Origin of the sequence: Bilifractor sp. LCP19S3_H10, from assembly GCF_052119185.1 — a bacterium.
Lineage (GTDB): Bacteria > Bacillota > Clostridia > Lachnospirales > Lachnospiraceae > Bilifractor.
The window spans coordinates 132,135-144,642 of record NZ_JBQKFT010000003.1; the positions used below are offsets into that span (position 1 = coordinate 132,135).

General features: G+C 50.5%; 11 protein-coding genes. All 11 read right to left on the minus strand.

Going from position 1 to position 12,508, the window contains the following annotated elements:
- Positions 1 to 45: 45 nt before the first annotated feature.
- Positions 46 to 1,035, minus strand: a complete 990-nt coding sequence (atpG, locus tag ACTQZS_RS03815) for an ATP synthase F1 subunit gamma (protein WP_441099521.1) — start codon at positions 1,033 to 1,035, stop codon at positions 46 to 48.
- 29 nt (positions 1,036 to 1,064) lie between these two features.
- The gene (gene atpA / locus ACTQZS_RS03820) at positions 1,065 to 2,879 is read right to left on the minus strand and encodes a F0F1 ATP synthase subunit alpha (RefSeq protein WP_441474665.1); all 1,815 of its coding nucleotides are present in this window, start codon (positions 2,877 to 2,879) and stop codon (positions 1,065 to 1,067) included.
- Positions 2,880 to 2,883: 4 nt separating this feature from the next.
- Positions 2,884 to 3,369 carry an ATP synthase F0 subunit B gene (locus ACTQZS_RS03825; RefSeq protein ID WP_441099519.1) on the minus strand — a complete coding sequence of 162 codons (486 nt, stop codon included), beginning with the start codon at positions 3,367 to 3,369 and terminating at the stop codon, positions 2,884 to 2,886.
- 184 nt (positions 3,370 to 3,553) lie between these two features.
- Positions 3,554 to 3,766, minus strand: a complete 213-nt coding sequence (atpE, locus tag ACTQZS_RS03830) for an ATP synthase F0 subunit C (protein ID WP_441099518.1) — start codon at positions 3,764 to 3,766, stop codon at positions 3,554 to 3,556.
- A gap of 196 nt (positions 3,767 to 3,962) precedes the next feature.
- The gene (locus tag ACTQZS_RS03835) at positions 3,963 to 4,709 is read right to left on the minus strand and encodes a F0F1 ATP synthase subunit A (protein ID WP_441474746.1); all 747 of its coding nucleotides are present in this window, start codon (positions 4,707 to 4,709) and stop codon (positions 3,963 to 3,965) included.
- 286 nt (positions 4,710 to 4,995) lie between these two features.
- On the minus strand, positions 4,996 to 5,673 hold the full coding sequence (locus ACTQZS_RS03840) for an endonuclease III domain-containing protein (protein ID WP_441474666.1): 678 nt from the start codon (positions 5,671 to 5,673) through the stop codon (positions 4,996 to 4,998).
- A 57-nt stretch (positions 5,674 to 5,730) separates the two neighbouring features.
- The gene (leuS, locus tag ACTQZS_RS03845; RefSeq protein ID WP_441474667.1) at positions 5,731 to 8,148 is read right to left on the minus strand and encodes a leucine--tRNA ligase; all 2,418 of its coding nucleotides are present in this window, start codon (positions 8,146 to 8,148) and stop codon (positions 5,731 to 5,733) included.
- A gap of 233 nt (positions 8,149 to 8,381) precedes the next feature.
- Positions 8,382 to 9,086 (minus strand): hypothetical protein, encoded by a 705-nt coding sequence (locus ACTQZS_RS03850; RefSeq protein WP_441474668.1) that lies wholly within the window; start codon positions 9,084 to 9,086, stop codon positions 8,382 to 8,384.
- A 311-nt stretch (positions 9,087 to 9,397) separates the two neighbouring features.
- Positions 9,398 to 9,679, minus strand: coding sequence for a hypothetical protein (locus tag ACTQZS_RS03855; RefSeq protein ID WP_441474669.1), 282 nt, complete (start codon positions 9,677 to 9,679; stop codon positions 9,398 to 9,400).
- A 151-nt stretch (positions 9,680 to 9,830) separates the two neighbouring features.
- Positions 9,831 to 10,430, minus strand: a complete 600-nt coding sequence (locus ACTQZS_RS03860; protein ID WP_441474670.1) for an AAA family ATPase — start codon at positions 10,428 to 10,430, stop codon at positions 9,831 to 9,833.
- Positions 10,431 to 10,490: 60 nt separating this feature from the next.
- Complete coding sequence (locus tag ACTQZS_RS03865) at positions 10,491 to 12,476, minus strand: TRAP transporter permease (protein ID WP_441474671.1); 1,986 nt, start codon at positions 12,474 to 12,476, stop codon at positions 10,491 to 10,493.
- Positions 12,477 to 12,508: the final 32 nt, after the last annotated feature.

Here is a 12,508-nt window from a genome sequence, read left to right on the forward strand (position 1 = left end):
CTATTGTGTCAACGCCTCTACCTCTTAAGGCAGGGCGTTACAAGCTCAATGAAGTGCGCCGGCCTGGAAAGTATCAAGATCCTCTCCCTGCTGGTTTTCAAACTTCGGCATGTCTTTCTTCTTATGTTTCTTCTGCTGCAGCGCACGTGCCTTCGCGCCTGCGCAAACCTCCGTAATCTCCTGCGTGATCTGAGCCTGACGCTCCCGGTTGTACTGAATGCTCAGCTCCTGGACCAGTTCACTGCCGTTTTTATTGGCAGCGTCCATCGCCTGCATACGGGAACTGTGCTCCGCACAGTATGATTCCACAAGTGCACTGTATATATAACCGTTGATGAAGTCGGGGATGATGTTATTCAGAAGAAGATCCGGCCCCGGTTCCATGTCGAAGGTCTCCTGATACACACCGCTCAGTTTTGTCATATTCTGTTTGAAAAACTCCTCATTCAGACGGATCAGCGGCAGAAGCTGCCGGATCTCCGTCTCGGTTTCCATGGAGTTCTTCATTCTGGTGTAAATGATATATACCTCATCAACTTCTTTGCGCTCGAACAGATCAAGCATCTGATATGCGATCGACCTTGCCCTGGAAAGTGTCGGTTTCTGGGCGGTATAATGAAAGGCGCCGTCTACATTTACATTGTGATTTGCAAAATACTGACGGCCGACCTCTCCGACGACATATAGCATGTCATTATTCGCGGGTCTCAGCTTCTCCTCTGTCAGCTTCAGTACATTATGGTTATATGCACCTGCAAGTCCCTTATCTGCGGTCACACAGATAATCGCCCTGCGGAGATCGCTTTTCGAAGTAACCTCACGCTCATCCAGATACGGATGGCTGTAGCCGTCCGGAAGGTGACGCAGCACCCGTCCGAACATGTCCTGCAGCGCATAAAAATACGGTTCGGTATTTGCCAGCGCTTTCCGCGCGTTATTCATTTTCGTAGAAGAAATCATATACATAGCGTTCGTAATCTTCAGTGTATTATTGACGCTATCAATTCTTTCCTTGATTTCACGTGTTGCTGACATATTTTTCCTTCTTCAATTTCCGGCTGAGCTTATGCGTTCTTTGTCTTATGCGCTTCTGCGTATTCCGCGCCAAACTCATCCGCTGCTGCCAGGATTCTCTCGGTAAGTTCATCCGGAAGCTGTCCCTTTTTGTTGATCTCCTCGACGATATCCGAATACTTATCGGCGAAGAACGCAAGCATCTCCTTCTGGTAAGCTTTCACATTCTTAACCGGAACATTGATCATCTTCTTATGCTCGGCAACGCAGAGAGTAATAACCTGATCTGCTGTTGAAAGCGGATGACCAAGAGGCTGCTTCAGCAGCTCCATCAGAACATTTCCCTGTTTCAGCTGATTCTGCGTTGCTTCATCCAGATCTGAACTGAACTGGGTGAACACCTGCATCTCACGGAACTGTGCCAGATCGATACGCAGGGAACCCGCAGCCTTCTTCATTGCCTTGGTCTGAGCTGCTCCTCCTACACGGGATACGGAAAGTCCGACGTTAACGGCCGGTCTCTGTCCCTCGAAGAACAGATCGGACTCCAGGAAAATCTGTCCGTCTGTGATGGAAATTACATTGGTAGGAATGTAAGCGGATACATCGCCGTCCTGTGTCTCAATGATCGGCAGCGCGGTGATGGAACCTCCACCCAGATTCTCTGAAAGCCTTGAGGATCTCTCGAGAAGTCTGGAATGCAGATAGAATACGTCACCCGGATATGCCTCACGTCCCGGAGATCTTCCAAGAAGCAGTGACAGCGTACGATATGCAACGGCATGCTTGCTCAGATCATCATAAATGATCAGAACATCCTTGCCTCTGTGCATGAAGTATTCAGCAATCGATGTCGCGGCATAAGGCGCAATGTACTGAAGCGGTGCCGGATCTGCCGCGGTGGATGCCACAACAATCGTATAAGACATCGCGTCATTTTTCTTCAGTGTGTTTACAATGCTGGCTACTGTTGATGCCTTCTGTCCGATTGCGACATAGACACAGTAGCAGTCCTTCCCCTTCTGGTTCAGCACGGCATCCATTGCGATGGATGTCTTACCGGTCTGACGGTCACCGATGATCAGCTCTCGCTGTCCGCGGCCAATGGGGAACATGGAATCAATTGCCAGGATACCGGTTTCCAGCGGGACCGTAACCGGCTGACGGTCAATGATTCCAGGTGCCGGCTGTTCAATTGCGCGGTATTCGTCGCCCTTTATCGGTGCTCCTCCGTCAATAGGATTGCCCAGCGCGTCAATGACACGGCCGAGATATCCGTCGCCGCATGCAATACCTGCGCGCTTGCCGGTACCGGTTACACGGGTTCCCTCTCCGATGCTTCCTTCGGCGTCAAACAGAATCGCGCCGATCCCGTCCTCACCGATATTCTGAACCATTCCTTTTACGCCGTTTTCAAAGACCAGAATCTCTCCATACTGCACATGATCCAGACCTGTGATGGTTACAATTCCGTCGCCGGCTGTCAGAACATGACCGACTTCAGACTGTTCCGCCTCAAGATGGAACTGTTCCACGGCTGCACGCATGATCTCCATGATGCCTTCCTGGCTTTTTTCTCTCGCAGCTCTGGCTCTGGCATCATTGATCTGATTTTCGAACTGTCTCTCTCTTCCACGGGTACTCCAGTCGTACTCATCGCTTCCGATGTCGAGAATGAAACCACCGTGTACATCCGGATCCTGAACGATCTCAAGATTTACCTGATCCGTGTCTTCAAGCTCATACTTGTTTTTCAGAAACTGAACGAATTTCTGTCTCTGCTCTTCGCTCGGCTCGGTTACACAGCGAAGAACCGCATGAAGCTTTCCGTTCTCGTCCAACTTTATTGTTTTGTTCTCACTCATAGTGTCAGTCTTTCTTATCTTTATTCGCTGAGACCTTCTTCAGGAAGGCATCATACATCTTATCGTCATCCTCAGCCTCTGCGATTCTGGCAGCGGCATCCTTAACCATTTCAACAATGTCTTCCTCAGCTTTGTGCTTCTGGTCTGTCGTCTCTGCAGCTGCTTTGGCTCTGGCATCATTAATGATCTTGTCAGCGTCTGCTTTGGCCGAATCGACAATACGGTCGTATTCCACGTTTGCCTTTGCTCTTGCCTCATCAGCAGCTTTCTTTTTCTCATCATCAATGCTCTTGATTGTATCCTCATACTGTGTCTTGAGAGCATTGGCATCATTCTGTGCCTTTTCTGCGTCCGTGTAGGACTTCTCAATGTCTTTTGCTCTCTGATCGAGGATCTTGTGTACTCTTCCAAAAAGGAACTTTTTAAGAAGGAAATACAGAATCAGAAGATCGATGACCGTCCATAAAACATTTAAATCAAAACGTAACATGTCTTCTCCTAAGTTGTTCCGTACTCTGATACGAAATCATTGTCACTGAAATTTATTTACGCGAACAGTGAGCCGCAGCCGAATGCGAAGTATTCGTGTGCGGCGAGCGTCGCGATAGCGGGATAAAACTCGCGCAGCGTGTTTTATCTCGTTTCAGAATAACCGAAGCATTTCCCGATATGGCTTATGCTACAAACAGAATCATCAGACCCAGTACAAAACCGTAAATAGCGGTTGCCTCTGCAAGTGCGGATCCGAGAAGAAGGTTTCTCATGATTTTGTTGTCAGCTTCCGGCTGCTTTGCGATAGCGTCTGTTGCATGTCCGGTTGCGATACCGATTCCAAGTCCTGCGCCGATACAAGCGAGTGCTGCAATTCCTGCTCCAAGTGCTGTCATTTTTTCTTTCCTCCTGTAATCTTCCGGCATAAGACCGGAAATTCTTCTCAATACTCCCCGGAGCATCCCGGGAATTCATACACGGATTCCATCCGTAAAAATAATGGATTGAACGTTGACTTTAAATAATTGACTATGTAAATGATTGTGACCAGTGGATACATCTGACCGCGATCTGCGTTCTCGCCGGAACAGCTTACGCGGCAACGGCAACAGCTTTCTTTTTTCTCCTTCTGGTCTTTTTCTTCTTCGGTTCTTCCGGAGTGATCTCTGCCGCCTCAGCGATAAACAGTGAGGTAAGGAATACAAATACGTATGCCTGAATCATTCCATCGAAGATATCAAAGTAGAAGCTGAAGATAAGCGGAACTCCTACCGGAATCAGATTTTCGATCAATGTCATGATGACGTAGGATCCGAGTACGTTACCAAAAAGTCGCATGCAAAGTGAAAGCGGACGGATAAATACCTCCAGGATATTAATCGGTGTAACAATTCCGACCGGCTGTGTGAAACTCTTCAGCCATCCCAGAACGCCCTTCCGCTTAATACCTGCCGCCTCAATCAGCACAATGCTCATTATGGCAAGTGCAGCCGTCACATCCAGATCCTTCGTCGGAGGCTTCATTCCAAGAAGTCCTATAATGTTGGAAAGACCGATAAACATGATGACCGTCATCAGATATTCCGCATACTCTCCCGCGTCGGGACCGAGCATACCCTTGATCGTCTTCTCCAGCCAGGTTACAAACGCTTCAACCGCAACCTGTCTCTTCCCCGGGTTCCGAACTTTCATTCCATGAGTCAGCCAGAGTGCAAGTGCTAAAAGAATACCCATGACGATCCAGGAGACTACAACAGATTCGGCAATATGTATACCCCCGAAGACAGGGATCACAAATGCGTCCTGGACCTTAAGATCTTCCACAAGCTTCTGTGCCATACTCATTCTCACCACCTTCTTTCTAACGTGTTACTGCTGAAGCATTCAGGGTAAACCCAGCGAGGCATTCCGCAGCTGATACATTTTGTTTCACCCCGTTTCCGGGGTATCGCGCAATATACGCGCATAAAAATAATCACCGGCAATTTTACAGTCAAGCAAGATGGCTCTGATTGCAAGTGATTACTTTATTATTTTTTTATCACTTTCATTTACGATAGTCAATAATTACTGCGGCTGACTTATAGTCAAATCGACGCTTATTACGGTCAAAAGTAGACAGCTGTTACCCTGCAGCCTGGGAGCTGCCGTACCGGCAGATATCCTTCAGGCAGCAAATCCCGCACTTCGGATGTCTTGCGACGCAGACTGCCCGTCCGTGATTGACGAATCTGTGACAGAGATCGCTGCCTTCCTCCGGAGGAATGATTTTCCACAGTTCCCTCTCGACCTTTGCCGGCTCCTTCACATTGTCCACAAGACCGATCAGATTGCAGAGGCGGATGCAGTGTGTATCCGTGACGATGGCAGGCTTTCCGAAGACGTCTCCCATCACCAGATTGGCACTCTTTCTTCCTACACCGGGGAGCTTCAGAAGCTCCCCCATCGTATCCGGGACACGATCATGATATTGTTCGTGCAGCATCCGCATGCAGCCGGAGATATCTCTGGCCTTGCTCGGCCCCAGGCCGCAGGGTCTGACAATTTCTTCGATCTCCGCCGGTTCGGCAGCTGCCAGAGCTGCAACCGACGGAAACTTTGCAAAGAGCTTCGGCGTGATCATATCCACCCGCTTATCTGTACACTGCGCAGCCAGACGGACACTGACCAGAAGCTGCCAGGCATCCTCATATGCCAGCGTGCAGTGAGCGTCCGGGTATTCTTTTTTCAGACGCCGGATCACCTCCAGCGCAAGCTTTTTCTTCTGTTCAAGTTCCGAACCGTCCGTTTTCTTCTTCGCCATACGTTATCTGTCCTGTTCTGAAAAGCGGGTGAGACACCTGCTCCTTATCATTGCCGGTTATTTGCGGATTACAAAGTTTATGATTCTGCCGGGAACGTATACTTCCTTGACAATTGTGGCGTCCTCCAGGAATTTAGCCACATTCGGCTCCGCCTTGGCGGCCGCAAGAGCGTCCTCCCTGCTGATATCCGCCGCAAGCTGTACGGTTCCTCTCACCTTTCCGTTGACCTGAACGCCAAGCTCGATGACAGAATCCTTCGCCTTCTCCTCGCTGTATTCCGGCCAGGAGGAGAGGGTGATAAAGGTTTTGCCGTCCGGGTTCATTCCGATATACTGCCAGATTTCTTCGGTAATGTGCGGCGCGAACGGGGAAAGCAGCTTGATGAAGGTGATCAGGTCATCCTTTGTGATGCTCCCCGCCTTATAGAATTCATTGATCAGCGACATCATCGCCGCGATGGCGGTGTTGAACTTCATGTTGTCAATATCTTCCGTAACTTTACGGATCGTCTTGTGAAGGCTGTTCTCAAGCTTCGGATCTTCCTTTTCCGCGGTCATGATATCCGTAAGTCCCGCCACACGGTCGAGAAATCTCTTGCAGCCGCGAACCGCCTCGTCACTCCACGGAGCGGCGCTCTGATAATCTCCCATAAACATGACATAGGTGCGAAGCGTATCCGCCCCGTAAAGCTTTACGATATCCAGAGGATCAATGACATTTCCCTTGGATTTGGACATCTTCTCTCCGTCCGCGCCGAGAATCATTCCCTGATAGGTTCTTTTTGCGTACGGCTCCGGTGTGTTCACCTCACCGATATCATACAGAAATCTGTGCCAGAATCTGGAGTAAAGCAGATGACGCGTCACATGCTCCATACCTCCGTTATACTGATCGACAGGCATCCAGTATTCCAGCTTCTTCCGGTCAGCAAATGCCTTGTCATTGTGCGGATCACAGAAACGAAGGAAATACCAGGAAGATCCTGCCCACTGCGGCATCGTATCGGTCTCGCGCTTTGCCGGTCCGCCACACTTCGGGCAGGTGCAGTTTACAAAGCTGTCGATCTTGGCCAGAGGGGACTGCCCGTCGGTACCCGGTTCAAAATTCTTGACCGGCGGAAGCTCCAGAGGAAGCTCATCCTCCGGAACGGCAACGGTGCCGCACTTCGGACAGTGAATCAGCGGGATCGGCTCGCCCCAGTACCGCTGACGATTGAACGCCCAGTCCTTCATCTTGTATTGAACGCCCTTGTGCCCGATTCCCTCTTCCTCAATATGCTTCAGCATCGCTTCGATGGAATCCTTCTTATTGGTAAAGCCGTTCAGGAATCCGGAATTGATCATCTCTCCGTCTCCGGTATAGGCTTCCTTTGAGATGTCTCCTCCCTTGATGACCTGCACAATGTCCATTCCGAACTTCTTTGCGAAATCATAGTCACGCTGATCATGCGCCGGAACAGCCATGATCGCTCCTGTTCCGTATCCCATCATGACATAGTCGGCGATGAAGAGCGGAATTTCCTTGCCGGTAATCGGATTGACTGCTGTCAGTCCGTCGATCTTCACACCTGTCTTGTCCTTTACCAGCTGGGTGCGCTCGAATTCCGTCTTCTTTGCGCTTTCTCTTCGATACTGCTCGACTGCGTCCCAGTTGCGGATTCTGTCCTTATATTTGTCGAGAACCGGGTGCTCCGGGGCAACAACCATGAAGGTTACGCCGTACAAGGTATCGCACCGCGTAGTATAAATCTCGAGCTTCTCATCGGTTCCGGCAAGGCGGAAGTTCACAAACGCTCCTGTAGATTTTCCGATCCAGGCGATCTCCTGCTGCTTGATGCTTTCCGGATAGTCCACATGATTCAGACCTTCCAGAAGCTTGTCCGCGTAATCAGTGATCCGGAGGAACCATACGTCCTTCGGCAGCTGCACAACATCGCTGTGGCAGATGTCGCATTTACCTCCCTGAGAATCCTCATTGGACAGAACAACCTTACAGTGCGGGCAGTAGTTGACCAGTGTCTTAGAGCGGAATACCAGTCCGTGCTCGAATAATTTCTCGAAGATCCACTGTGTCCATTTATAGTAGTCCTTGTGTGAGGTGGCGATCACGCGGCTCCAGTCAAAGGAAAATCCGACCTTGCGGAGCTGATCCGAGAAATGGGCAATGTTTTTCTCTGTGATGTCATGAGGATGCGTGTTCGTCTTTATCGCGTAATTCTCCGCCGGAAGGCCGAACGAATCGAATCCGATCGGGAAGAGAACATTATAGCCCTGCATTCTCTTCTTCCGGGAGATAACCTCAATGCTGGAGTATGCCTTAATGTGTCCGACATGCATGCCTGCTCCTGACGGGTAAGGGAATTCCACCAGCCCATACCACTTCGGCTTATCAGAAAAATCGACCGCCCTGAAAGCGTCATTTTCCTCCCATGCCTTCTGCCACTTCGGCTCAACGGTATTAAAATCGTATTTCATCTTCTGCACCTTCTTCTCTGATAAAATGCACGGCCTCATTATACTGCCGCGTCTGTTTTACGCGTAATTCTTTTTATTATGTTCCATTTTCCACCTTTGTGTCAACTCTTAACAGGTATTTGTCTTCGTGCAGCCGATCCGCAGCCGGAAAAACCAGAAAGCCCTGACAGAATAGTCAGAAAAAGCTGTACCCCTCTGCTCTTTAAACATTGCTCCAATCATTCTCGAAAGCTTCAGCTTCTTTTTTTATAGTTCGAGCGAAGAAGCCACTTCTGATCGATTTTACGCACCGCATCCGGAAAGCGAATGGTCAGACGCACGGAACCCGTCATCTGTTCGAGATCCTCAATCGTTCCGGGGCCGAACTTCGGATGAACCACAATATCACCCTTCCTGTAGCGAATCGTCCGGTTCCTGCTGTCCTCGGCCTCCCTCTTCCGATGAGCAAGATCGAGGAGCGCGGTGTGCGGATTTTTCCACGGATTATTCAACGCCTTCTCATAGTCGTGCTTCTCTCTTCCCTTTCCGAACCGGTAGTACTCACTTGGAGCCGCTCCGACCAGAGAGCAGCAGTATTTCCAGGCACTTCCATGGAGACCGCTCCGGAACCGGTATTCCTTCGGAATATCCATGTGAAACTGCATGTAGTGGGCATACTCATGTTTGTACAAATCCAGTTTGTCTTCCCTGTGCAGGGAATCTCTGCTCAAAAATCCCACAAACACAAGGGAAAAGTAGAAGCTCTCCTCCTGTCCATTCCCGGACGGTGTATAAGCTCCAAGTCTTTCTTCATCGAATCCGAATTCAATCGGTACTTCTGCCGCATGCAGACCAAATTTCCGGTCCAGACTCCGGTAAAGCGCCAGAATCTCCGCCTTTAATGCCGGGATCTCCTTCCGAAGCTGCCTCTTTGCGCTCTCACTGATCAAATCATCCATTTTCTTTCTTCCTTTAATCACAGTCCAGAACTGCCATGCCCTGCGCATGCGTAACTCTTCATAAAGTATAAGCTGCGGATTGCTCCGTGCTCCATACTTCGCGCTCCCCGCAATCCTGCAGTTGACCGGCTTCGCCGATCTGCCGAGATGTTCGCTCCACCGTTTCCGCGTCACCTTGCTGCGCCAAAGCTTCCGCGTCACTTTGCTGCTCCAAAGCTTCCGTGCCGATAACCGGTATGAGCATGGAAAAGTGCAAAGCACCTCTCCATGCTCATACCTGTTGACGTTACTAAAGTTCTTGTCCGGCAGATTCAGCCCTGATTCTCCGTCTGTTTTTTCTCTCTGTCCTGTTCGTACATTCTGCCTCTTGCAAAGCCCTCACAAAAGATAATGAAGGAATCCGCGTCCGGCGCTGCAAAATGCTTTGCCATTCGCTCCAGAACCTCCACATCGCGCAGCGTGAGGTTATACTTGTTCAGCTTCTGAACGACTGCCGCGCTCTCCGCGACTCTTCCGCATACCAGCTTCGCATGTTCACGGTCCGACTCATTCGCATACTCATTAAAGAAATCATCACTCATTTGAAAATTCATATCTTATCCTCCTTTCCTCTCCGACTGTAATGTCCGGTGCGCTTCAGATAACAGATTCTTTCATCTCCGGCTCCCATGTCCTGTGCGCTTCAGATAACAGACGCCTTCATCTCCGGCTCCCATGTCCAGTGCACTTCAGACAACAGACGCTTTATTTTCTCAGGATCTCACTGAGGATCTGTATGCACTGCCTGACACCGACAGCTCCTGTATCAATACAGATATTATAATTGGAAATTTGTCCCATCTCAACCCCGGTGTAGGTCTTGTAGTAGATCTCACGAAGCTGTTCCTTTCTGAATGCTGCCTTCTTCGCATCAAGGCCCCGGTTTTCCTCAAGTTCCGCGGCTCTGCGGATTCTGTGCTCCTCATCCGCATACAGAAAGACCCGGAAAGCCGGGATACCGGCCTCTGTCAGGATGTGATCCGCGCATCTGCCGACGATGATACAGGGTTCCTCCGCAAGCTTCAGGACCACCTCCTTCTGCGCCTCAAAAATTCTGTCGTGCGAACTCGGATAGGAGGCAGCATTGTTCAGCAGATCATTCATGAACTTGCCTGCCCTGCTGAGGTCCTCTCCCTCGCGCTTGATATCTTCCTCGGAGAAGCCGCTCTGCTCGGCTGTTTTCCGGACCACATCCTTATCATAATACGGGATTCCCAGCTCCTCCGACAATCCCTTCGCCACGGTGCGTCCATACGCGGCATACTGACGGCTGATCGTAATCACAGGATACCTTAACTCAGTCATAATTTTCCTTTCTGCGCGGTCCGGATCCGCCGGCCGCGTCATTCAAAAATGGTGCAGACATCACGAAACCGCTGCACTCTTTCTGCGCTTTCCGTACTGAATCAGCAGACAAATTACAACAATGCACAGACCTGCCACATCGGTAAGCGTGCCGGGGTGAATCAGCAGCAGACCACCCGCCGCAATGATCACCCGCATCACCGGATGCATACCGGAGAAGCAATATCCCTCGAATGAGGCGGCAATGCCGAAGATGCCGATGGCCGCAGTGATCGCGATCCTTACGACGGTCAGCGCGGATGTATCAATCAGCAGCATGGCCGGGTTGTAGCAGAACATATAGGGTACAATAAACACCGCAATCGCCAGCTTCGAGGCATTAAACGCCGTCTTCATCGGATTGCTCTTTGCGATCGCGGATCCCGCGTAGGCGGCAAGCGCAACCGGAGGTGTAATATCTGCTACGATTCCAAAATAGAACACAAAGAAATGCGCCGCGAGAATCGGTACTCCCATCCGGATCAGAATCGGTGCGGTCGTCGCCGCCATGATACAGTAGTTTGCCGTCGTAGGTACGCCCATACCCAGGATGATGCAGCAGACCATGGTCAGAAGAAGCGCGATGATCAGTTTATTCCCGGCCACTCCGACAATCGCGTTAATCAGATCATTCGCCAGTCCCGTCATTGTGATCGATCCCGAAATGATTCCCGCAACTCCACAGGCAGCCGCCACCGTGATGGTGCTCCGCCCTCCTGCCTCCAGCGCATCAATAATTTTATGGGGAGTGATCCGGTTATTCCTGTCGAACAGGCTGACCACGATGGAAAGAACAATGGCAAGAGAAGCCGCTTTCTGCATGGTCATGAAGTTTCCGGATACCCAGATGACGAGCATCACCAGCGGAAGCAGCAGATAGATCTTCTTCATCAGTTTGCCCGCGCGCGGAAGCTGTTCCTTTGGAATGCCGTGAAGATTCAGTTTTTTGGCTTCCAGATGAACCGAGATAAAAATGCCCATGAAATACAGGATCGCCGGGAGAACTGCTCTTCCGATGATATCCGAATATGGAACTCCGACAAAGTCAGCCATCAGAAACGCGGCTGCTCCCATGATCGGGGGCATAATCTGGCCTCCGGTAGAGGCCGCGGCCTCTACCGCTCCGGCAAATTCCGGACGGTAACCGGTCTTCTTCATCATCGGAATCGTCACGGAACCGGTGGTCACCGTGTTGCCGACCGACGATCCGGAGACCATGCCGCAGAGTGCCGAGGAAATGACCGCAACCTTTGCCGGCCCTCCAGCAAACCTTCCGGCCACGCAGTTTGCCAGATCAATAAAGAAATTGGAGATTCCGGTCCTCTCCAGAAACGCTCCGAAGATAATGAACACGACAATGTATTTGGAGCATACGTTGACCGGAGTTGAAAAAATTCCCTCCTTCGTATAAAACAGATTCCGAACCAGATACTTCAGCCGTCCGAAAAAGTCGGGGTTCGTCAGTCCGTAGGTCAGTGCATAGATAACGAAAGCCGCCGCGACAATCAAAATCGGAAGTCCCACGCACCTTCTTGTAATCTCGACGAGTGCGGCAATACCGATAATACCGATGATGATCTGATACCACTGAAACCGGGTACCCTGATTGATGATGGTGTTCGCGGAAAACGTAAAATAAAAGAACGATGCGGCACCCGCAATCATGAAGATGATATCACCGAGCGGCATGTAATTTTCCCTCTGGACTCCCTTCTTCGAAGGATAGATCAGAAATCCCATCAGGATGACCAGCCCCAGAAAGGAGGTCAGGCGGATCTCCTCCAGAAAGGTGGCGAACAAAGTTACGTAGATGCACCAGATCGAAAAAGCCGCCAGAATTGCGGTGATCATGATCTTCGGTTTTCCGGTCCATATCCTGGTATTGGATTCCCGGTCATACTTCCGCATCAACGCGTCGAGATCGTCCTTCACGGCGCCCTGACCGTCCCCGTTTGTCACTTCCGCACTGGAAGCTCCCGGCTTTATCTTTTCTTTTGAATCGTTCAATCTTATCTCCTCCTCATTTGAATCGAACAGAC